At 68.7% G+C, this 21,781-nt stretch carries 22 protein-coding genes and 1 pseudogene; 12 read left to right on the forward strand and 11 right to left on the reverse strand.

The genetic code is table 11. The features are described 5' to 3' along the window. Positions 1–19: 19 nt before the first annotated feature. The 3 genes from ACFV4K_RS16290 to ACFV4K_RS16300 are packed head-to-tail and all read left to right on the forward strand — an operon-like array spanning position 20 to position 2,063. The gene (locus ACFV4K_RS16290) at positions 20–976 is read left to right on the forward strand and encodes an HpcH/HpaI aldolase/citrate lyase family protein (protein ID WP_379275577.1); all 957 of its coding nucleotides are present in this window, start codon (positions 20–22) and stop codon (positions 974–976) included. A 12-nt stretch (positions 977–988) separates the two neighbouring features. Next, positions 989–1,483, forward strand: a complete 495-nt coding sequence (locus ACFV4K_RS16295) for a general stress protein (RefSeq protein ID WP_379275579.1) — start codon at positions 989–991, stop codon at positions 1,481–1,483. Between the two features lie 4 nt (positions 1,484–1,487). Further along, positions 1,488–2,063: a suppressor of fused domain protein gene (locus tag ACFV4K_RS16300; RefSeq protein WP_379275581.1), complete on the forward strand. Its 576-nt coding sequence runs from the start codon at positions 1,488–1,490 to the stop codon at positions 2,061–2,063. A gap of 54 nt (positions 2,064–2,117) precedes the next feature. Here the strand turns inward: ACFV4K_RS16300 and corA are convergent, their stop codons facing one another. Further along, complete coding sequence (gene corA, locus ACFV4K_RS16305; RefSeq protein WP_379275609.1) at positions 2,118–3,200, reverse strand: magnesium/cobalt transporter CorA; 1,083 nt, start codon at positions 3,198–3,200, stop codon at positions 2,118–2,120. A gap of 53 nt (positions 3,201–3,253) precedes the next feature. Here corA and ACFV4K_RS16310 point away from each other — a divergent pair, with 53 nt between their 5' ends. The 5 genes from ACFV4K_RS16310 to ACFV4K_RS16330 all read left to right on the forward strand — a co-directional run bounded on the left by ACFV4K_RS16310 (position 3,254) and on the right by ACFV4K_RS16330 (position 8,904). After that, on the forward strand, positions 3,254–4,108 hold the full coding sequence (locus ACFV4K_RS16310) for a PHP domain-containing protein (RefSeq protein WP_379275583.1): 855 nt from the start codon (positions 3,254–3,256) through the stop codon (positions 4,106–4,108). Next, a complete protein-coding gene (locus ACFV4K_RS16315; RefSeq protein WP_357091388.1) occupies positions 4,105–4,371 on the forward strand; it encodes a hypothetical protein in 267 nt (88 codons plus the stop codon). The genes ACFV4K_RS16310 and ACFV4K_RS16315 overlap by 4 nt, the downstream gene beginning before the upstream one ends. Before the next feature lie 51 nt (positions 4,372–4,422). After that, positions 4,423–5,979, forward strand: coding sequence for an FAD-binding protein (locus ACFV4K_RS16320; protein WP_379275584.1), 1,557 nt, complete (start codon positions 4,423–4,425; stop codon positions 5,977–5,979). A gap of 477 nt (positions 5,980–6,456) precedes the next feature. Further along, entirely contained in the window at positions 6,457–7,665 is a 1,209-nt protein-coding gene (locus ACFV4K_RS16325) for an NADP-dependent malic enzyme (RefSeq protein ID WP_379275585.1), read from the forward strand. Between the two features lie 126 nt (positions 7,666–7,791). Next, positions 7,792–8,904 (forward strand): sensor histidine kinase, encoded by a 1,113-nt coding sequence (locus ACFV4K_RS16330; protein WP_379275587.1) that lies wholly within the window; start codon positions 7,792–7,794, stop codon positions 8,902–8,904. A 22-nt stretch (positions 8,905–8,926) separates the two neighbouring features. Here the strand turns inward: ACFV4K_RS16330 and ACFV4K_RS16335 are convergent, their stop codons facing one another. From ACFV4K_RS16335 to ACFV4K_RS16375, 9 genes are all read right to left on the reverse strand, one after another. Then, the gene (locus ACFV4K_RS16335) at positions 8,927–9,796 is read right to left on the reverse strand and encodes an Ig-like domain-containing protein (RefSeq protein WP_379275589.1); all 870 of its coding nucleotides are present in this window, start codon (positions 9,794–9,796) and stop codon (positions 8,927–8,929) included. A gap of 566 nt (positions 9,797–10,362) precedes the next feature. Next, positions 10,363–10,698 carry a hemophore-related protein gene (locus tag ACFV4K_RS16340; protein WP_357087298.1) on the reverse strand — a complete coding sequence of 112 codons (336 nt, stop codon included), beginning with the start codon at positions 10,696–10,698 and terminating at the stop codon, positions 10,363–10,365. Positions 10,699–10,789: 91 nt separating this feature from the next. Further along, a complete protein-coding gene (locus ACFV4K_RS16345; protein WP_379275590.1) occupies positions 10,790–12,148 on the reverse strand; it encodes a sensor histidine kinase in 1,359 nt (452 codons plus the stop codon). Continuing rightward, on the reverse strand, positions 12,145–12,816 hold the full coding sequence (locus ACFV4K_RS16350; protein ID WP_379275592.1) for a response regulator transcription factor: 672 nt from the start codon (positions 12,814–12,816) through the stop codon (positions 12,145–12,147). Before ACFV4K_RS16350 ends, ACFV4K_RS16345 begins: the two co-directional genes overlap by 4 nt. A 60-nt stretch (positions 12,817–12,876) precedes the next feature. Next, a complete protein-coding gene (locus ACFV4K_RS16355; protein WP_379275594.1) occupies positions 12,877–13,299 on the reverse strand; it encodes a CBS domain-containing protein in 423 nt (140 codons plus the stop codon). Positions 13,300–13,349: 50 nt separating this feature from the next. Next, positions 13,350–14,060, reverse strand: a complete 711-nt coding sequence (locus ACFV4K_RS16360; RefSeq protein ID WP_379275611.1) for an ABC transporter permease — start codon at positions 14,058–14,060, stop codon at positions 13,350–13,352. Next, the gene (locus ACFV4K_RS16365) at positions 14,057–14,698 is read right to left on the reverse strand and encodes an ABC transporter permease (RefSeq protein ID WP_379275596.1); all 642 of its coding nucleotides are present in this window, start codon (positions 14,696–14,698) and stop codon (positions 14,057–14,059) included. The genes ACFV4K_RS16360 and ACFV4K_RS16365 overlap by 4 nt, the downstream gene beginning before the upstream one ends. Further along, complete coding sequence (locus ACFV4K_RS16370) at positions 14,695–15,840, reverse strand: ABC transporter ATP-binding protein (protein ID WP_379275598.1); 1,146 nt, start codon at positions 15,838–15,840, stop codon at positions 14,695–14,697. Before ACFV4K_RS16370 ends, ACFV4K_RS16365 begins: the two co-directional genes overlap by 4 nt. Before the next feature lie 16 nt (positions 15,841–15,856). Beyond that, positions 15,857–16,753, reverse strand: coding sequence for an ABC transporter substrate-binding protein (locus ACFV4K_RS16375; protein WP_379275612.1), 897 nt, complete (start codon positions 16,751–16,753; stop codon positions 15,857–15,859). A 404-nt stretch (positions 16,754–17,157) separates the two neighbouring features. Here ACFV4K_RS16375 and ACFV4K_RS16380 point away from each other — a divergent pair, with 404 nt between their 5' ends. Then, positions 17,158–18,063, forward strand: coding sequence for a glycine betaine ABC transporter substrate-binding protein (locus ACFV4K_RS16380; protein ID WP_379275599.1), 906 nt, complete (start codon positions 17,158–17,160; stop codon positions 18,061–18,063). Between the two features lie 312 nt (positions 18,064–18,375). Here ACFV4K_RS16380 and ACFV4K_RS16385 read toward each other — a convergent pair whose 3' ends face one another. Then, on the reverse strand, positions 18,376–19,002 hold the full coding sequence (locus tag ACFV4K_RS16385) for a TetR/AcrR family transcriptional regulator (RefSeq protein WP_379275601.1): 627 nt from the start codon (positions 19,000–19,002) through the stop codon (positions 18,376–18,378). A 131-nt stretch (positions 19,003–19,133) separates the two neighbouring features. Here ACFV4K_RS16385 and ACFV4K_RS16390 point away from each other — a divergent pair, with 131 nt between their 5' ends. From ACFV4K_RS16390 to ACFV4K_RS16400, 3 genes and pseudogenes are all read left to right on the forward strand, one after another. After that, positions 19,134–20,654, forward strand: a complete 1,521-nt coding sequence (locus tag ACFV4K_RS16390; protein WP_379275603.1) for a flavin-containing monooxygenase — start codon at positions 19,134–19,136, stop codon at positions 20,652–20,654. Positions 20,655–20,691: 37 nt separating this feature from the next. Further along, positions 20,692–21,522 carry an SDR family NAD(P)-dependent oxidoreductase gene (locus ACFV4K_RS16395; protein ID WP_379275605.1) on the forward strand — a complete coding sequence of 277 codons (831 nt, stop codon included), beginning with the start codon at positions 20,692–20,694 and terminating at the stop codon, positions 21,520–21,522. Between the two features lie 27 nt (positions 21,523–21,549). Then, positions 21,550–21,781: pseudogene (locus tag ACFV4K_RS16400) on the forward strand (esterase); the annotation flags it as partial.

The following is a 21,781-nucleotide window of genomic DNA, read 5'->3' on the forward strand; positions in this document are numbered from 1 at the left end:
CCACGAGAAGGAGTGACCCATGACATCGCGTCGATCGGTGCTGGCCGTACCCGGCAGTAACCCGCGCATGATCGAGAAGGCCAAGGGGCTGGGCGCCGACGAGGTGTTCCTGGATCTCGAGGACGCGGTCGCGCCGGCGGCGAAGGCGGCCGCACGGGCGAACATCGTGGCTGCTCTCAACTCCGGCGGCTGGGGTTCGCAGATCCGGGTGGTGCGGGTCAACGACTGGACCACCGAGTACACGTATGCCGATGTCATCACGGTGGTGGAGGGCGCGGGCTCCGAACTCGACGCCATCCTGCTGCCCAAGGTCACCGACGCCGGGCAGGTGCAGGCGCTGGACCTGCTGCTGACCCAGCTGGAGAAGGCCAACGGCCTGCCGGTCGGGCGGATCGGCATCGAACCGCAGCTCGAGAACGCGCTGGGCCTGCGCAATATCGACGCCATCGCCACCGCGAGCCCGCGGGTGCAGACCCTGGTGTTCGGCCCGGCCGACTTCATGGCCTCGATCAATATGCGCACCCTCGTGGTGGGCGAGCAGCCCGAGGGCTACGCGCCCGGCGACGCCTACCACCACATCTATATGACGATCCTGCTCGCGGCCCGCGCCCACGGCCTGCAGGCCATCGACGGCCCCTACCTGGCGGTCCGCGACATCGACGGCTTCCGCCGCAATGCCGCCCGCACGGCGGCCCTGGGATTCGACGGCAAGTGGGTGCTGCACCCGGATCAGATCACCGCGTGCAACGAGATCTTCAGCCCGCGCCAGGCCGACTACGACCGGGCCGAGGAGATCCTCGACGCGTACGCCTTCCACACCTCCGCCGAGGGCGGCGCGCGCGGCGCGGTCATGCTCGGGGACGAGATGATCGACGAGGCCAGCGCCAAGATGGCTCAGGTGATCGCTGATAAGGGCCGGGCCGCCGGAATGGCGCGGACCACGCGTTTCGAACCTGCGCCTGTCGGCACGAAATAGCATGATGGAGTCATGACGAATCCCATGGGGAATGCGAGCCGGGGCCGGCAGCCCGCCCTGCCGACGCCGCCGTCGGGCTGGCCGATCGGCTCCTACCCAACCTACGCGGAGGCGCAGCGGTCGGTCGACTATCTGGCCGACAACCAGTTCCCGGTGGAGGGCGTGACCATCGTCGGTGTCGACCTCATGCAGGTCGAGCGCGTGCTGTACCGGCTGACCTGGGGCAAAGTCATTGGCGGCGGCATGGTTTCGGGCGCCTGGCTGGGCCTGTTCCTGGGCTTGCTGCTGAGCATGTTCACCACCGGCGGCACCCTCGGTCCGCTGGCGGTCGGCCTGGTCGGCGGCATCATCTTCGGTCTCATCTCCGCGTCCATCCCGTACGCGGCGACCCGGGGCCAGCGCGACTTCGCCTCCACCATGCAGCTGGTGGCGGGCCGCTACGACGTGCTGTGCGATCCGAAGACCGCCGAGCAGGCGCGCGACATGCTCGCCAGACTGGCCATCTGAATCGATGGAGGTATTGGACAAGGTCCGGGCCGCGGTGCTCGGTCACTTCGGGTTGGAGTCCGCGGACGCGGCGTCGGTGACGTTCCTGGGTCTGGAGCCCATCGACATCCTGCGCATCCCGGACGGCGAGTTCGTGCACTACTCGACGCTGGGTGGCTCCCGGCATCCGATGACCGATCCGGCGGCGGCGCTCGCCGATCCGGTGCGCGGACCGCGCGCGGAGCTGGTGCTGACCCTGCGCGGCGGCGCGGGCGCCGGTTCGGGGCTGACCCGGACCCTCGGCGTGCTGGTGGCCGCGCCCGCGGTCGAAGGCGTTGTGCTGCAGGCGGACGCGCTGCTGGACCTGGGCGAGCCGATCTGGGCCAACGCGCCGTTCACGGCGGTCCTGCTGGGCGACAGCGAGATTCCGGAGGTGGTGCTGCCCGATCCCGCGGACCCGGTGCGCTTCCTGACGGTCGCGCCGATCACGGCGACCGAGGCGGCATGGGTGCGCATCCGCGGCGCGGCGGCGCTGCGCGACGCGTGGGCCGAGGCGGGCATCGACGTCCGCGACCCGGCCCGTCCGGCGGCGAGCCTCTGACGACTGCCGTCGCCGCACCCGCCCGTCACCTCCTCAGGGAATCCAAGAGGTTGCTCAAAGCCATTTGTTGCGATGGAAATTGACGTAGAGGATCCCGCACAGGACGAGCATCACCGCTATCACGATCGGGTAGCCGTAATGGGATCGGAGCTCGGGCATGAAGTCGAAATTCATGCCGTAGACGCCCGCGATCATGGTCGGTACCGCGGCCATGGCGGCGTACGCGGAGATCTTGCGCATGTCCATGTTCTGCTGGACGCTCACCTTGGCCAGCGCGGCATTGATGAGGGCGCTGAGGGATTCGTTGAAGTCGAGGATCTGCTCGGTGACCGCGGTGTGGTGGTCGGTGACGTCGCGCAGGTACCGGCGGATCTCCTTGGGCAGCGGCAGGGTGGTGTCGTGGGTGAGCACCTGCAGCGGCAACGCCAGCGGCTTCACCGCCCGGCGTAGTTCCACCACTTCGCGTTTGAGCTGGTAGATCGCCTCGATCTGGAGCTTGTTGGCAGGGGTGAACACCTCTTCCTCCATGGCGTCCACGTCTTCCTCGATGTCGGCGGTGACCGACACGTAGGTGTCGACGACATGGTCGGCGACCGAGTGCAGCACCGCGCCGGGCCCGAGCGCGAGCTGGGCGGGGTCGGATTCGAGGGCTTTGCGGACGCCGGCCAGTTGGCTGTGGTCGCCGTGCCGCACGGTGATGACGAAGTCGGGTCCGGTGAAGACCATGATCTCGCCGGTGTCCACGATCTCGGCGACGGTGTTGAGTTCGTGCTCGTGGTACTGCACGGTGCGCAGGACCAGGAACAGGATGTCGTCGTAGCGTTCCAGTTTCGGGCGCTGGCGGGCGTGGACGGCGTCCTCGGCGGCCAGAGCGTGCAGGCCGAAGGTGTTCGCGACGTCGGTCATCATCTGCATGCTGGGTTCCCACAGCCCCAGCCAGACGAAGCCTTGGCCTCGCTCGCGCACTTCGGCGAGGGCGTTCTGGTAGGTGCAGTGCTCCCACAGTCGCCGGCCATCCACGTAGACCGCGCAGTCGACGATCCGGTTGTGCAGGGTGGGCTTGGCGGGATCCGGCTCGCCGGACCGTCCGGGCCAGTGAAACGAGGACAGCGGCGGGATCGAGGACACATCAACGATGCTAATCGTCCCGGGTCGGGGTGATCGTTTGCGCCGCAGGCAAGATAGGTGGGGTGCGCATCGATCTCCACACCCATTCCAACGCGTCCGACGGCACGGATACCCCGGCCGAACTGATCGCGAAGGCTGCCGCCGCCGGTCTCGACGTGGTGGCCCTCACCGACCATGACACCACCTCCGGCTGGGCCGAGGCCGTCGACGCCTTGCCGCCGGGTGTGACGCTGGTCCGGGGCATGGAGATGTCGTGTGTGGGGCTCGGCGAGGACGGTTACCCGGTGCCGGTGCACCTGCTGGCCTACCTGTTCGATCCGACCGACGAGTCTTTCGCGCAGGAGCGGGAACGGTTGCGCGCCGAGCGGGTGGTGCGGTTGCGCGCCATGGCCGAGCAGATGGCCGCGGACGGCCTGCCCATCGATCCGGAGGAAGTGATGGCCTCGGTGGGCCCGTCGGCGGGCCGCCCGCATCTGGCCCGGGCACTGGTGGCCGCGGGTGTGGTGCCGACGGTGGACGCCGCCTTCCAGGATCTGCTGGCCCCGCACGGCCGGTACTACGTCGAGAAGGCCGACACGCCGTTGCGGCGGGCGGTCGAGATGGTGGCGTCGGCGGGCGGGGTGTCGGTGGTGGCGCATCCGCGCGCCCGCAAGCGGGGACGGCTGCTGGCGCTGGACCACATTCGCGAGCTGGCCGAGTTCGGGCTGGGCGGTCTGGAGATCGACCACATCGATCACAACGAGGCCGACCGTGAGGTGCTGCGCGGGCTGGCCGCGGAGCTGGGGCTGCTGACCACCGGGTCCTCCGACTACCACGGCGCCAACAAGACCATTCGGCTCGGCGAATTCACCACCGACCCAACACAATTCGAGGAAATTGTGGGCAAAGCCAGTGGGGTTCCGGTGATCACCGCGTGAAGGTGTTCCGGGGTCTGAGCGGAATCGTCGCCGGGGGCACGGTGGTGCTGGCGGTCACGGTCGCCGGGGCCGCGAGCATCGGTGCTCGGCGCGGTTTTCCGGGCCCCGGAGCGGAGTCGGTGACATGGCATGTGGCCGCCGCACTCGCGGTTGTCGCCGCCCAGATTTATGCGGATAGACGTCAAGGTTTTGCCGCTTTTTTCGGATGCTTGGTTGTTTTCGGGATAGCGGGATATCTGCTGTGGGCGCAGTGGTGGAATTGAAATACGCATAACGGTTGCGGTGAGTTGAACTGTCGTCGAACATTTGTCGATATGACCGAATTCGACGCCGATGTGCTGGTGCTGGGAGGTGGCCCGGCCGGATCCTGGGCCGCCCTTGCCGCGGCCGCCGCGGGCGCGCGGGTATTGGTCGTCGACAAGGCTCGCTGTGGATCCAGCGGACCGACGGCGCGGGGCGGGGTCACCCTGTGGAACATCCCGTCGGGCGCGGCCCGCGAGGAAGCCGTGCGGCAGAACTTCGCGCACGGCGGCGGGCTGGGTGAACCGGACTGGATGCACCGGGTGCTGGAGGAGACACACCGGCGGGTCGGCCAACTCGTGCACGGCGGCTTCCACTTCCAGGGCGAACACGCCGAGCGCCCGGCGCGGGTCTACCTCGACGGGGCGAAGTATCTGGGCAGGCTGCGGCGCAGCATGGTGATCGCCGGGGTCCGCATCCTCGACCACCATCCGGCATTGCAGCTGATCACCGACAAGGACGGCGTGGTCTCCGGCGCGGCGGGCGTGGCGCTGCACGGCGAGTCGCCCAACTGGATCGTTCGCGCCCGTGCGGTGGTGCTGGCCACCGGCGGCTGCGCCTTCCTCTCCGGCGGCGCGGGCACCGATGTGGACACCGGGGACGGCCTGCTCATGGGCGCGGAGGCCGGGGCCGAACTGTCGGGCATGGAGTTCTCCAACGCGTATTCGCTGGCCCCGGTGGCCGATTCGTGGCCGCTCGGGGGGCGCCCGGTGTCGGCGGTGTTCGCCTCGGATCAGGTCATGCATTTCGCGACCCTGTACGACGAATCGCGGTCGGTGCTGTGGGGTCAGGGATGTGGTTCGCGGGCACAGGCTTTCGCGGCCATCGCCGACGGCCGGCGGGTGTACGCCGCGCTGGACGAGCTGCCCGATGCGGTTCGCGCGGAGCTGCTGCGGCTGGGCCCGAGCCCGACCGGTCAGGTGCCGATGGGCGCGGTACTGGAGGGCACGGTGCGCGGTACGGGTGGATTGCGCCTGGTGGGACCGGATTGCGCCACCACCGTGCCGGGCCTCTACGGCGCGGGGGATGTCACCACCCGGGAGCCGATCACCGGCGCGGTCAGCGGTTTCGGCGGCCAGAACGGTGCGTGGTCCATTTCGTCCGGGGTGTGGGCGGGCGCCGGTGCGGCCGGTTTCGCGGCGTCGCGGCGCAAGCTGGGCAAAGCGCGGCCGGTGCCGGGTGTGGGTCTGGGGGACAAGTCCCGCCTGGATCCGCGCGCGGTGGTGGGGCTGGTCCAGGAGCACACGTTGCCCCTGCGACGCAGCTACTGGCGGAGTGACGGCAGCCTGCGTGACAGCATCGGCGAACTGGATGGTCTGTGGCCGGGTGCGGAGTTGGCGCTGGGCGGAAAAGGTCCCGATCGGCTGTGGGCCAGGCAGGCCGCGGCGCTGCTCGCGGTGGCGCGTTGGACGAAATATTCGGCGCTCGCACGCACCGAGACCCGGGGAATGCACCGGCGTACCGACCACCCCGGCGCGGGAAGTGACTGGCGGGTACGGTTGCTCTCCGGCGGTCTCGAATCCGTGTGGGTACGACCGCAACCCGTGGTAGCCGAGGCGGCGCCGGCATGAACCGGGCGGTAGGTTACTGATCGGTCGTGCAGCCCCCATGACAACCTCACAGCCGTCCCCGCGACCGGGTTGTGACAGTTCTCCGAGTTCGGGTTCCCACCAGCGAGTTTCCGTTCACCTGCGCGTGACGCGGCTGACTTACTCTTCAACGATGGTGAGGCGACGCGACGGACCCGGGGTCGATTTGGCACCCCGTCGCAGCGACTGGCAGAATGGGCCGATCCCGGCCGCAGCCACCGCCCGGCCCGGGACACTCGGTGATCACGAACTCCGACTCGCGAGTTCACCCGGGATCACCCCGACTGTCTCGTCCGGACACACCCCTCCGGTTCTCGCTCGACGATCTGTGCCGCCGTCGACCATTACGTCGCGGCGAAAAGATATATATGAGCACCGAAACCATAAAAACAGCTATTACCGAACGGTAACCGTCAAACGGTTGAGTCCGAACCGATCAGGAGTGAAAGCGTGTCACCCGTGACTGAAGCAGTGAATGCCACCGAGGCCCCCGCGTCCAATGGCGCGAACCTGTCCGACATCACCACGGAAGAAATTTTCGCCGGGCATCTTGGCGGCAAGCTTTCGGTCGAACTCACCGCACCGCTGGAGACCCAGCGGGATCTGTCCATCGCCTACACCCCGGGCGTCGCGAAGGTCTGCCTCGGCATCGCCGAGGACGAGTCCCTCGCCAAGACCTACACCTGGGCCGAGCGTCTGGTCGTGGTCGTCTCCGACGGCACCGCCGTGCTGGGTCTGGGCGACATCGGCCCGCGCGCCTCGCTGCCGGTGATGGAGGGCAAGGCGGCGCTGTTCAAGAAGTTCGCCGGGCTGGACTCGATCCCGCTCGTGCTGGACACCAAGGACCCCGACGAGATCGTCGAGACCCTGATCCGCCTGCGCCCGAGCTTCGGCGCGGTCAACCTGGAGGACATCTCCGCCCCGCGCTGCTTCGAGATCGAGAAGCGCGTCGTCGAGGCGCTGGACTGCCCGGTCATGCACGACGACCAGCACGGCACCGCCATCGTGGTGCTGGCCGGCCTCAAGGGCGCGGCCGCGGTGCAGGGCCGTGACATGTCCGGTCTGAAGGTCGTGGTGTCGGGTGCGGGCGCGGCGGGCGTCGCGTGCACCGACATCCTGCTGGCCGCCGGTGTCTCCGACATCGTGGTGCTCGACTCCAAGGGCATCGTGAGCAAGGACCGCGGCGACCTGAACGAGTACAAGACCGCGCTGGCCGAGCGCACCAACCCGCGCGGTGTGACCGGCGGCCCGGCCGAGGCGCTCGCGGGCGCGGACGTGTTCCTGGGTCTGTCGGCGGGCACCATCGCCGAGGAGTTCATCGCGTCCATGGCGCCGGAGTCCATCGTGTTCGCCATGTCGAACCCGAACCCGGAGATCCACCCCGAGGTCGCCGCCAAGTACGCGTCCATCGTGGCCACCGGCCGCAGCGACTTCCCGAACCAGCTCAACAATGTGCTGGCCTTCCCGGGCGTCTTCAAGGGCGCGCTGGATGCCGGCGCCCGCCGCATCACCGAGGGCATGAAGGTGGCCGCGGCCGAGGCGATCTTCAATGTGGTCGCCGGTGAGCTGTCCGCGGACAAGATCATCCCGAGCCCGCTGGACCCGCGCGTGGCCCCGGCGGTCGCCGAGGCCGTGGGCAATGCCGCCCGCGCCGAGGGCGTCGCGTAATCGCACGCTGAACCGAGCCGGAAGGGGCGCTTCGTCATCGACGAGGCGCCCCTTTCGTGTTCGCGGGCGCGGGATTCGGTCGTCCCCCGCACGGGGGAGGAGGGGTCCGGGCGGTACCGTGCGGCCATGGATGTGACCAGGTCACTGGCCCGGCAGTCGCTGCTGGTGGCCGCGGTGGCGGCCGTGCTGGACGGCGCGCAGATGGTGATGTGCGGCGGGTTCGGCCTGGCCCCGGTGGCGGCCACCGTGCTGACCGTGGCCACGGTGGCCGCCGATCTGGCGCTGGCGGCTCCGGCGGCGACGGCGGCCGCGGTGGCGGTGGCGCAGGTGGTGGTGAAGGTGTCGGTGGCGGTGTTCGCGCACCATTACGGGCTCACCGCCAGGGTTTTCGATGTCGGGTTCCTGGTGGCCGGGTATCAGGCGGGCGCGTGGCTGAGCGGGATGGTGTCGGTGCTGACCGTGACGCTGCTGGCGGGCGGCGCGTTGACGGTGAACGCGATGGCGGCGCTGGCGGGCACGAACAATCCTGTGCGGCTGGTGATCTCGGCGCTCGGGGCGGGCGTGGTGCCGTGGCTGGTGGGCCGGTACACGGCGGCTCGCGGGGCCTATATCGCGGAATTGGAGCAGCGGGAGCGGCTGCGGCGGCAGGAGCAGCGGGCGGCGCTGGATCGGGCGCTGGCCGATGAGCGCCAGGCGATCGCGCGAGATCTGCACGATGTCATCTCGCATCATGTGAGTGCGATCGGGATTCACGCGGGGGTGGCACGAATGGCTCTGTCGCGCAGTGATTCCGAGTCGGCTTCCCGGTCGGTCATGGCGGTGGAGACCAGTAGCCGGGCGGCCATGGTGGATCTGCGTCGGCAGTTGGATCTGCTGCACGGCCGCGAGGACGACGGTGAGCGACAGCCCGGGCTGGCCGATATCGACGATCTGGTGCATCGGGTGCGGGATGCCGGATTGACTGTGCGTGTGACCGTCTCGGGGGATGCGCCGGTGCTGCCGGAGTCGCTGGACGTCATGCTCTATCGGGTCGTGCAGGAGATGCTGACCAACGCGCTGCGTCACGGCGGTGAGCGGGCCGAGTTCGAGATCGTCTACCGGCCCGGCTCGGTGGAGATCCGCGAGACCAATCCGATCACCGCCCGTGCGCCGGGTTCGGATGTGCATCGCGGTCTGGACGGTATCCGCCGCCGGGCCGAAACGGTGGTGTTCGCGCACCAGCACGGACTCGGCCGGTAGCCGGCCGAGTCCGTGGCGGCGATCAGAATCCGAAGGACCCGGTGCTCGGCTTCGGCGTCGGGGTCGGGGTGGGGGTCGGGTTGTCGGCCACGGTGACCACCTTGGTGGTCGACGAGGCGGCCACGCCGGTGCGGCCGGAGAAGTTCGCGCCGATGGTGTACGAGCCCGCCGCGCCCGGGGTCCACACGATGGTGGCCTTGCCGTTCGCGTTGACCGGGATGTCGCCGAGGACCTGGTCGCCGGCCTTGAACTGGATGGTGCCGCCGGCGGCCGCCGGGGACACGGTGGCCTCCAGGGTGACCGGCGTGTTGATCTTGGCGCCGCTCACGTCGGTGAGCACGGTGGTCGACACGGCGTCGCTGGACACGGTGATGGCCGGGCCCTTGTCGGTGTAGTTGCCGTCACCGAGCGAGCCGCTGTAGTTCATGGAGGTCGGCAGCGGGGTGTCGCGAGCGCAGTTCACCCCGACGGTGTACTGGATCTCGAAGGTCTGCGACTGCGGCGAGATGTTCGGGTACACCGGGTATTTCACGATGCTGAACTGCGCCCGCACCCAGTCGGGCGAGGTGATGGAGTCCAGCTGGACCTGGTCCCCACCCATCTTGGCCGACCCCGGAACCGGAGTCAGGCACGCGGGGTGCAGGTCCTTGACCGCGTAGATGTATTCCACCGGAATCCCGGTCCGCTCGAACTTGGTCGACACGGTCACCACGTCACCCGGCACCGGATTGGTGTTCGACACCGTCCGGGTGAACTTGCTGTTCCCGTCGTTCCAGGTCACCGTCCCGGACGCGGCCGAGGCCATGCCAGGCATCGCCGCAACCGCGAACCCGGCCGCCACCGCGAACGCGGCAACCGATCCGGCCGCCCGCCGCATACTTCTGTCCACCATGTGTTTCTCCCACGCACCGGGCGCCCTCGACATCGTCATCAAGGCAGGATTCACCCGAGTTGGCGGAATTAGATCACGCCGTTTACTCCCACGGACCCAATTCCGAAATGAACCCATGTCAGATGGGTCTTCGATCATCCGCACTGCTGGTCAACTGACCACCTGTGGCATTGTGCAGGTCACGGCGGCGAAGGTTTGTGGTGGGCATGCCGGCCCCGGTGTGGGGCCGACGCACAGCCCCTCCCTTCAGTGCTGGCTGTTCATGTAGGCGGAGCCGTTGGTCACGATGCCGAAGGCCTGGCTGAGCAGCGTGAAGAGGACACCTAGAACGCCCATGGTGATGTGTTCCTAACCTTTGATGTTGAGCCGGAACCGTTTCCGGTCACCACAGCGATATCACACGGGTGTGGGGCGCTGCACCTCGGTTCGGTGCGGGGTGGTGTAGCGGGTGGCGGCGGAAATAGAGAGGGGCGGAGCGGGTTTCGATGACGGCCTGATCGGCGGCGTCCGCCATGAACGCGTGTGGGGCCCGATCGTTTCGACCGGGCCCCACACGCGATGACCGACTATTTGTGCTGCTTGCCGCACGCCTTGTGGTAGTCGATGACAGCCTGGCGCGCCGCCTTCAGATCCTGCGCCTGCTGCGGGTTGGCCTCGCGCCACGCCTTCAGCTCCGCCCGCCGCTGATCCTTGGGCAGCGCCTTGACCTTGGCGATCTCGGCGGCGACATCGGGATGCGCGGCCAGGTAGGCGGCGACCTTGGGTGCGGAGTCGGCGCGCGCGGCGGCCGCGGCGGCGGGACCGCAGGTGGGGGTGTCGGCGGAGGCGGTGCCGGGGATCGCGAGGGCGATGGCGGCGGCTCCGGCGGCTCCGGCGAGGGCCACGGCGAGGGTGCGTTTCATGCTCACTCCAGGTTGTGTGGTGGGTTCGCCGTCGAATCTGCCCGCCGAACCTGAAGTCTCCCTGAAGCCGGCGGGCTTCTTCAGGTGATCTTCAGGCGGGGAGGGTGAGGCGGAAGACCGCGCCCTGCGCGCCGAGCGGCTCGGGGGCGAGGCAGACCAGGTCGCCGCCGTGGGCGCGGGCGAGACCGCGGGCGATGGCCAGGCCGAGACCAGACCCGTCGGGGCGGGTGTCGCGGGCGGAATCGAGGCGGACCAGGCGGTCGAAGATGCGTTCGCGGGCTTCGGTGGGGATGCCGGGGCCGGTGTCGGAGATCGTCAGTTCGACTGTGCCGGAGGCGGATCGGTCCGGAGCGGAGCGCACGTCGATGGTGACCGAGCCGTGGTCCCGCATGGCCTGGCAGGCGTTGGTCAGCAGACTGGTGAGGATCTGAGTGATCCGCTCGGGATCGGCGGAAGCGGTGACCGGATCGCCGGTGAGATGGAATTCGGTGTCCGGATGCAGCATTCGCATGCGGTCGAGCTGGGTGTCGGCGAGCGCGCGCAGATCGACGGGTTCGCGCCGGAGCTGGAGCCCGGCGTCGATGCGCGCCAGGTCGAGCAGGTCATCGACCAACCGTCCCGCGCGATGCGTCTCGCGGACCAGGAGGAGCAGCATCCGCTGTCGATCCTCGGGGTCGGTGTCGGTGGGCTGTTGCAGGACCGCTTCGGCGAGCGAACGCACCCCGGTGATGGGTGTGCGCAATTCGTGGGCGGCGTCCCCGACGAACGCGCGGATCTGCTGTTCGGAGGCGCGGGCCCGTGACTCGGCGGCCGCCGTGTCACGCAATGCCCCTTCCAGCGCGTCCAGCATTTCGTCGAATGCGGCTGCGGTGCGCCCCAATTCGGTGTCGGTGCGGGACGGTTCGAGTCGTCGTCCGAGATGACCGTGAGCGATGTCGCGGGCCAGCCGCGTCATGGCGTCGAGCGGTTCGAGCGCGTGGCGTATCCCGAACCACAGCGCGAGCGAGATGATCGCGATGGCGGACGTGGTCGCCGCGGTCAGCAGCAGTCCCAGCCGTGATTGCACGCGGGACAGCAGGGGAGTGTCGATCTGCAGGGTGAGCCGGCCGCCGTCGATCGCACCGGACCCGCTCAAGCGAATGAGGCGGGTCTTCGTGGTGCTGTCCTCGGCGATCCGGTGGTCGAGGCTGCCGAAGGTGCGGCCGTCGGCGAGCACGAGCCGCACCCGTACGGATCGGGTGTCGACGCGGGACACCAGATCCTCCGGCGTCACCCCGCTGTGCGCGAGTTCGCGGGCCAGCTGCGCCCGGTCGCCGAGCACCGTGTTCTCGCTGCGGTTGACGACCAGCCCGAACACGGCGTGCACGCTCACCCCGACCAGCACCAGCACGATGCCGGAAACCAGTGCGGCGGTGAGGGTTACCCGCGCACGCAGCGAGACGGTCCTCACTTCGGCGCCCGCAGGGTGTACCCGAGTCCGCGCACCGTGTGCACGACCCGTTCCCCGTGTTCCTCGAGCTTGCGTCGCAGCGCGCTGACGTGCACTTCGACCAGATTCGGGTCGTAGTCGTCGTATCCCCAGACGGCCGTGAGGATCTGGGTCTTGGTCACCACCCGGTCCCGCTGCGCCGCGAGGTACGCCAGCAGTTTGAACTCGGTGGCGGTGAGCGTGAGCTCCTGTCCGCCCCGGCGCGCGGTGCCGGTGTCCACGGTCACCTCGAGGTCGCCGATCACGGTGCGGCGCTGGAGTTTCCCCATGCGCCGCAGCAGCGCGTCCACGCGTGCCACGAGTTCGGTGAGGTCGAACGGTTTCACCAGGTAGTCGTCGGATCCGGCGCGCAGCCCCCGGACCCGGTCCTCGACGCCGTCGCGGGCGGTGAGCATGACCACGCCCGCCGCGGAGCGCGCCCGCACCGATTCCAGGAGCGCGAACCCGTCCCGCCCGGGCAGCCCGACATCGAGCACCACCACATCGGGCCGGTAGCGGGTGAGGTCCTGTTCCAGTAGCGCGCCGTCGCCTCGCGTGAGCACGTCGTGCCCGGCGGCGGTGAGCCCGGCTCCGACCGCGGCGCGAATGGCCTCGGCGTCCTCGATGACAAGAATGCGTCCCGGTTGCACCCGGCAATTCTCCGTTCGCTGCCTGTGAATCCGCTGCGAACCGGGACGCTTCCCGTGGATCTAGTGCGGCACCGCGACGGCGCTGATGAACCCGGCGAGCTGCTTGTCGCTGACGTTCTTGGCGAGGTCGGATTCGCAGATCATGCCCGCGAGCTTGTTGCCCTTGCGCATGTCGAGGACCGGCATGCGTTTGATCTGGTTCTGTTCCATGACGTCGAGGACGGTTCCGAGGTCGGTGTCGACGTCCACCGACCACACCCGGCCCTGGGCCAGGTCGCCGGCGCGGACCTTGCCCGGATCGTGTCCCATGGCGATGCAGCTGACCACGATGTCGCGGTCGGTGAGCATGCCGATCATCTGGTCGCCGTTACAGATCGGCAGGGCGCCGACGTCCATGTTGCGCATCATCTGGGCGGCGCGGTCGAGCGTCTCATCAGCGGGGATGCATTCCGCATTCCGGTGCATGATGTCGCGAGCCTTCACTGCGAACCTCCTGTCTCGGATGGGTGTGCCAGGAGATATCGTGACCCCAGTCACACCGGAAGGTCAATGCGCCTGTTTCGGATCCTGGCGGTGAGCTGGCCGAATCGTCCGGTCCCGGGCGCGCTCAGCCACACCACGAAGGCCAGTAAACCGTCCAGGGTGAGCGCCAGCGCGGCCACCAGGATCGCGCCGACCAGAACCTTGTCGTACCGGTAGAGGCTGATGCCGTCGAAGATGTACCGGCCCAGCCCGCCCAGGTTCACGTAGGCGGCGATGGTCGCGGTCGCCACCACCTGCAGGGTGGCCGCGCGCAGGCCGCTGAGCAGCACCGGCAGCGCGTTGGGGAGTTCGACGCGGAGCAACACCCGCGGCTCGCTCATGCCCATGGCACGGGAGGCGTCGACCACGATGGGATCCACGTTCGCGATGCCCGCGTACGCGCCCGCCAACAGGGGCGGAATGCCGACGGTCAGCAGCGCCAGCAGCGGCGGGGTGAGCCCCAACCCCATGAGCAGCACGACGAAGGTGAGCACACCCAGGGTCGGCAGGGCGCGCATGGAGTTCGCGAATCCGACGATGAGCGCCGACCCGCGCCGGGTGTGCCCGATCAGCAGTCCGATCGGCACCGCGATCACGGCCGAGAGTCCCACGGCCAGCAGGCTGTACCAGAGGTGTTCGAGCAGCCGCCGCCCGATCCCGGCGGGCCCGGACCAGTTCGCGCCGTCGGTGAGGAAGTGCCAGGCGTCCACGAAAAGGTTCACCGCGCAGCCCCTTTCAGCCACGGCGTCGCCACCTTGCCCAGCAGGTACAGCGCCCGGTCCACGATCAAGGCCAGCATCAGCACGACGATGACGCCCGCCACGATCTCGTCCGGATAGTCGCGCTGATACCCCTGCGTGAACAGCTTGCCGAGCCCGCCCACCCCGATCAGCGCGCCGACGGTCACCATCGAGATATTGGTGACGGCCACGACCCTCAGGTTGGCGAGGAAGACGGGCAGCGCGAGCGGGAAGTCGACGGTGAGCACCCGCCGCCAGCGCGGGTACCCGATGGCGTCGGCCGCGTCGAGGGTGGCGTCGGGCACCGAGTCCAGCGCCGCCGGCACCGCCGTCACCAGCAGCGCGACCGAGTAGATGGTCAGGGCGATAACGACATTCAGCGGATCGATGACCCCGATGCCGAGCAGTGGCGGCAGGATCACGAACAACGCCAGCGACGGAATCGTGTAGGCGATCCCGGCCACGGTGGTGGTGATCCGCCGCAGCCAGCGCGCCCGATGCGCGAGCGCGCCCGCCGGGATCGCGATCACCAGTCCGAGCGCCAGCGGCAGCAGCGCCAGCCACAGGTGGGTGCGGGCGTATCCGGCGATCTCGCCGAAATTGTCCAGCAGGTACCTCACCGGGTCTCCTCGAAGAAGACCCGATTGCGTTCGGCATCCTCGGCGGTGCGCTGCCGGTGCAGCTGTTCGAGCACGTCGCGGGCGTAGATGGCGCCGCGCACGCCGCCGGAATCGTCCACGGCGACACCGATTTCCGCGGGGGAGGAGATGGTGGCGTCGAGTGCCTGCCGCAGGTCGCCGCCGGGCGGGAACAGGGAGCCGCCCGAGGCCATGCTGTCGGCGAGCGGGCGTCCGGCGCGGACGCCTTCCATACCGGTGGTGTCGATCCAGCCCATGGGCTTCTTGGCCTCGTCGATGACGAGCCGCCATTCGCCCTCGTCCAGCCGGATGCCGGGCACCTGTTCGGGGGAGACGGTGGAGAGGTCGTGCAGGGGTACGGCGTCGGCGGGCCGGAAGGACAGTTCGCGGTAGCCGCGGTCGCGGCCCACGAATCCGGCCACGAAATCGGTGGCGGGCCGGGCGAGTACGGTCTGCGGGACGTCGTGCTGTTGCAGGCGCCCGCCGGGCCCGAAGACGGCGATGTGGTCGCCGAGTTTGATGGCCTCGTCGATGTCGTGGGTGACGAAGACGATGGTCTTGTGCAGTTCGGCCTGCAGCCGCAGCATCTCGTTCTGGAGTTCGGTGCGCACGACGGGGTCGACGGCGCTGAACGGCTCGTCCATGAGCAGGATGGGCGGGTCGGCGGCCAGCGCCCGGGCGACGCCGACGCGCTGCTGCTGGCCGCCGGACAGTTGCGCCGGATAGCGTTGCGCCAGACCGCGATCCAGCCCGACGCGATCCATCACCTCCAGCGCCGCCTGCCGGGCCGCGCGCCGGGATTGCCCGCGCAGCACCGGCACGGTGGCCACATTGTCGATGACGGTGCGGTGCGGCAGCAGTCCGGCGCTCTGGATCACGTACCCGATGCCGAGCCGCAGCTCGACCGGGTCGACGCGGGAAATGTCCTGTCCGCCAATGGTGATGGCGCCGCCGCTGGGGCTGATCATCCGGTTGATCATGCGCATGGAGGTGGTCTTGCCGCAGCCGGACGGTCCCACGAACACGGTGAACGACCCGGATTCGATGCGCAGGCTCAGGTCGTGGACGGCGGTGGTGCCGTCCGGGTAGGTCTTGCTGACGCCGGTGAATTCGATGTCGGACACCGTGTTCCGCCTCCCCTTATGCGATCGGCTTGTCGAGCCCCTGCGCGGCGACCCACTGGCGGGCGGCGGCGGCCGGTTCGGTCTTGCTGCTGCCGGAGACGGCGGTATTGAGCGAGATGAGTTCGGCGGTGGTGAGTTTCGCGGAGGTCGCGTCGAGCACCTTGGTCAGTTTGTCGCTCTTCTTGGCGGTGTTGTAGAGCGGTACCACGTTCTGGGGCGGGAAGTTGTGCTTGGGGTCGGTCAGCACCACCAGGTTGTTGGCGGCGATGGCGGGGGAGGTGGTGAAGATGTCGGCGGCGGTGACCTGGCCGTCGGTCAGCGCCTTCACGGTGGCGGGGCCGCCGCCGTCGGCGATCGGCACGAAGTTGGCGGCGGCGATGTCGAGTCCGTAGTTCTTCTTCAGGCCGGGTAGCCCGCCCGGCCGTTCGGAGAATTCCGCGGGCGCGGCCAGTTTCACCTCGGCCGCGTGTGCGGCCAGGTCGGCGATGCTGGTCAGATTCCATTTCTCGGCGGTCGCCTTGGTGACGACGACGGCGTCGGAGTCCTCGCCGGGTGCGGGCGTGCCGATGGCGAGCTGATCGCCGAGCGCCTTGGCGAGTGCGGTGTTCACTTCGTCGGGCGTGGTGGCGGTGCTCGATTTGTCCAGGTATTGCAGCAGATTGCCGGTGTAGTCCGGGATCAGGTCGATGGCGCACTGCTTCAATGCGGGCACGTACGCTTCACGGCTGCCGATATTGAGTTTGGTGTCGACGCTGAACCCGTTGGCCCGCAACGCTTCCGCGTACACGTCGGCCACGGTCTCGGATTCGGGGAAGTTGGCGGACCCGACGGTCACCTTGTTCGCGTCGCCGCCGCAGCTGCCGCCCCCACCGAGCGGATTGGACTTGTTGTCGCCACAGGCGGACAGTGCCATGGCGGCGGCCAGCGCGACCGACGCGGCCAGGATTCGGAGTACGGTCCGGGAGATGCGCTTGCCATCGGCGCGCGTGGTGATGAGCGATTGCACTGTCGTCCTTCCGAGCGGGATGCCTGCAGCGGGCGGGGTGTCACCACCCCTGGAACAGACCTAACTGTCCATATTGCCCGTCTCATCTCGCGAACGGTGCCTACCTGCGGTCGGTTTCGCGCTTCCGGCGGAAACGGCACGCCCGATGTCCGGCCCGGTTTCACCGCCGCGAGGGTCGGCGCGGCAGACTGTTGCGCGTGTCCGGCACTGACTCCCACCCCTCGCAGGCGCTCGGCCGTCGCGCCGCCCGCCGTCGTCCGTCGCGTCGCGTGCGCACGTCCGGGACCGGATCCAACCGATTGGTTTGTGCCGTGCGAACACTGGGCCGGGGCGCGCTCGTCACCGCGATCGCCGTGGCCGCGGTGGCCTGCGGCAGCGCGGACACCGGTCCGGTTGTGACGGTGGGAGCAGGGGATTCGCCTCAGTCCCGGATGATCGCCGAACTCTACGCGGGCGCGTTGGCCCGCACCGGTCTGCACACCCGCGTCGAGGAGCGGGTGGGTTCCCGCGGCGATCTGCTCGCCGCACTGGACTCCGGCGACCTCGCCCTGTTCGGCGACATCACCGGCGACATCCTCACCGCGCTCGACTCGACCGCCACCGTCACCAAGCCGGACGCGGTGAATGCGGCCCTCGCCAAAGCCCTTCCGCAGGGCGTCGCCACCTCCGACCCCGCCGACGGCACCGACCTGCGCCCCACCGTGGTCGCCTCCGCCGCGCACCCCACGGCCCTCCCGTCCTCTCTGAAGGACCTCGGCTCCCGCTGCGACGACCTCATCGTCGGCATCGACACCGGCGTCCCGCTGGACGCCCAGCGCGCCCCCCTCGACCCCGACCGCGACGTCCTCACCCCGCTGCGCGCCACCTATCACTGCGCCATCACCCGCACGGTCACCTTCACCACCCCCGCCGACCTCCGAAAAGCCCTCTCCGAAGGCGAGATCCAGCTGGCCGTGCTCCCCGGCCCCGCCGCCTTCCTCCCCGGCGACGGCGCCGACCTCACCGCCCTGGCCGACCCCGACTACGCCTTCCGCGCCGCCATGGTCGCCCCCATCCTCCGCAAGTCGGCTCTCACCGACCCCCAGCTCCGCAAACTCAACTACGTGGCAGGCGAACTCACCACCACCGAGCTCGCCGACATGATCCACCAGATCCGCGACCAGAACGCCATCCCCTCCGCCGTGGCCCGCACCTGGCTCGACGCCCACGCCCTCTGATCCGGGTCCACCACCACCGCGCTGTGCCACAAACCCTTTCGGTCGCTTACCGTGGCGGGTTCGGGGGCAGCTTCCAACGGCGGTACGGAACTGGATACGACGGTGAACTCGCCTGGCGACGATCATCTGGGCAATTGGCCCTGGCCCACAGGCACTTTCATGGAGCGGCTGTGCCTGATCGCCCTGCCGCATGAGCACCGTGCCCGGTGGACCGTACGTCCGCGCATCGTTCGTGATCTCGAAAACCTGCGGCGGGCAGCCGAGTGATTTTTCAGCTCGCGGCCGAGCTCATGCTCGCCGCCGCGGTGGCGCTCACTGTTGAAGGGCGGCGGCCAGATCTGCGTTGAGGGCGAGGGCGGGCAGGGAGGTGACGAGCATGTCCACCAGGGCTTCCCGGGGGATGGGTTCCTCGCGGAGCCAGGTGAGGGTGGTCTCCTCGACGAAGGCGATCCAGCCGCGGACCGCCAGGGCGAGCCGGGGGCGGTCGGCGTCGTCGGCCGGGATGGGGGCCTCGGCGAGGATGCGGTTGACGAGGGCCATGCGGGTGGCGTTGACGAGGGCCACGAGTTCCGGGCTGGCGCTTGCGGGGCCGCGGAGCAGCGCCAGGTACGAGGTGCGGTTCTCGGTGACGTAGGCGATGTAGCGCTCGATCGCGTCCTGCAGCATGTCGAACAGCGACAGGGTGGGGTCGGGGGTGGTGCGTTCCAGGAGTTCGGCATTGGCGTGGTTGACGATCGCCAGGTGGAAGTCGTGCTTGGTGGGGAAGTAGTGGAAGAGCAGGCCGCGGGAGATGCCGGCCTGGGCGGCGATCTCGCCGATGGAGACGTCCTCGAGGGCGCGTTCGCGCAGCATGCGGGCGCCGAGGGTGATCAGCTGCTCGCGGCGTTCGGCGGGGCTGAGGCGCACGCGTTTGGCCCGGCTGTCCGGTCTGCTGCTCACGGCGCGCTCCTTGGTCATTCGTCCGACAGTACTGAACGGGGGTCGACGATTACTGAACTCGAGTCAATAATATTGACTACTGCTCAATAAGAGTATTGACTCCTACTCAATAGGACCATATTCTCGGGTACATGAGTCGCAAGGTTACAGACAAAGCTGTCAGCAACCGGCCTGCCCGGCACTCCCACGTGATCATCGTCGGCAGCGGGTTCTCGGGCCTGGGCCTGGCCATCCGGCTGAGCAAGCAGGGGCGCACCGACTATCTCGTGCTGGAGCGCGGCAGCGATGTCGGCGGCACCTGGCGCGACAACACCTACCCGGGCGCGGCCTGCGACGTTCCCTCGCAGCTGTACTCGTACTCCTTCGCCACCAACCCGGACTGGTCGCGCTCGTTCTCCAAGCAGCCGGAGATCCAGCGCTACATCCAGGGCGTCGCCGACAAGTACGACGTGCGCGACAAGCACATCTTCGACTGCGAGATGACCGGCGCCCGGTGGAACGCCGCCGAGGCGCGCTGGGAGATCCAGACCAGCCAGGGCCCGTTCACCGCGGACATCCTGGTCTCCGCCGTCGGCGCGCTGTGCGAGCCGAACCTGCCGGACATCAAGGGCATCAACGACTTCCAGGGCGAGATCTTCCACTCCGCCCGCTGGAACCACGACTCCGACCTGACCGGCAAGCGCGTCGCCGTCATCGGCACCGGCGCCTCCGCCATCCAGATCGTCCCCAACATCGCCGCCAAGGTCTCGCACCTGGACGTCTACCAGCGCACCGCCCCCTGGCTGCTGCCCCGCGTCGACCGCGAGTACCTGGCCCCGGAGCGCTTCGCGCTCGAGAAGATTCCCGCGCTGCGCAACCTGTACCGCGCCGGCATCTACGCGGCCCGCGAGACCCAGGTGGTCGGCCTGGCCAAGTTCCCGCCCGCCATGCTCGCCCTGGAGGCGATCGCCCGCGCCAAGCTGTTCGCCGAGGTCCGCGACCCGGAGCTGCGCCGCAAGGTCACCCCGGACTTCCGCATCGGCTGCAAGCGCATGCTGATCTCCAACGAGTACTACCCGGCGCTGGGCCGCGACAATGTGGACCTGGTGACCGACGGGATCAAGGAGATCCGTCCGAACGCCATCGTCACCAAGGACGGCGTCGAGCGCGAGGTGGACGCGATCATCGTGGCCACCGGCTTCCATGTCACCGACTCGCCGGTCTACGACACCGTTTCCGGTCGCGACGGCCGTACCCTGTCCGAGGTGTTCGACGCCATCGGTCAGCAGGGCTACAAGGGTTCGGCGATCAACAACTACCCCAACATGTTCTTCATGCTCGGCCCGAACGTCGGCCTGGGCCACACCTCGATGGTGTTCATGCTGGAGTCGCAGATCAACTACATCTCCGACGCCATCGCCCAGTTCGACAACCTGCGCCTGCGCACCGTCGAGGTCCGCAAGGACGTGCAGGACGAGTACAACGCGGGTCTGCAGCGCAAACTGGAGGGCGCGGTGTGGAGCACCGGCGGCTGCGCCTCCTGGTACCTGGACAAGCACGGCAACAACACCACGCTGTGGCCGGACTTCACCTTCCGGTTCCGTAGTCTGCTCGAGCACTTCGACGTCGCGGCCTACGAGACCACCACCGAGCCTGTCGCACAGGCCGTTTGAGTCACCCCCACTCCTTCACCAACCGAAAGCGGTAACCGTGAGCAACGATGCTTACTTCAAGGACAAGGTCTGCGTGATCACCGGTGCGGGTTCCGGCATCGGCCGCGCGCTGGCGGAGAACCTGGCCAAGCGGGGCGCGCACCTGGCGCTGTCCGACATCGACGCCGAGGGCCTCGCCGAAACCGTGCGGCGCTGTGAGAAGTTCGGCGTGAAGATCAAGTCCGATCGTCTGAACGTGGCCGAGCGCGAGGCCGTGCTGCTCTACGCCGACGCGGTGAAGAAGCACTTCGGCAAGGTCAACCAGATCTACAACAACGCCGGCATCGCCCACCACGGCAATGTCACCGACACCGCGTTCAAGGACTTCGACCGCATCATGGACGTCGACTTCTGGGGCGTCGTCAACGGCACCAAGGCGTTCCTGCCCTACCTCATCGAATCCGGTGACGGCCACGTGGTGAACGTGTCCAGCCTCTTCGGCCTGATCGCGGTCCCCGGCCAGAGCGCCTACAACTCGGCCAAGTTCGCGGTCCGCGGCTTCACCGAGGCGCTGCGCCAGGAAATGCTGATGAGCGGCACCCCGGTCCAGGTCACCTGCGTGCACCCCGGCGGCATCAAGACCGCCGTCGCCCGCAATGCCAGCGTGTCCGAGGGCCTGGACCAGAAGAACCTGGCCGCGTTGTTCGACAGCAAGCTCGCGCTGCACACCCCGGAGATGGCCGCGCAGACCATCACCGAGGCGGTCCGCAAGGGCCACGGCCGCGTGCTGATCGGCTGGGAGGCCAAGGCCCTCGACCTGTTCGTGCGCACCACGGCTTCGTACTACCAGCGGATCTCCGCCGTGGTGCAGAAGCGGATCCTGCCGTAATACCGCGATTCTGAAGGACATTCGGTCATGCCCGATGTGACACTGCCGTTGCCTGTCGTCCGAGCCGTGCTGAACCCGGTCTTCCGGGTCATGCTCAATCACCGGCTCCCGTTCGGTGTCCAGCGGGCGCTGATGGATTGGGGTTCGGTGGCGCAGCGCGCGCCGCGCGGCACCCATGTCGAGCATGTCCGCCTCGGTGGCCGCCCGACCGAGCGCGTCTCGGTCGGGCCGGTCTCCGACAGCGCCGCCGTGCTGTACC

The organism is Nocardia sp. NPDC059764, assembly GCF_042732555.1.
Taxonomy (GTDB): domain Bacteria; phylum Actinomycetota; class Actinomycetes; order Mycobacteriales; family Mycobacteriaceae; genus Nocardia.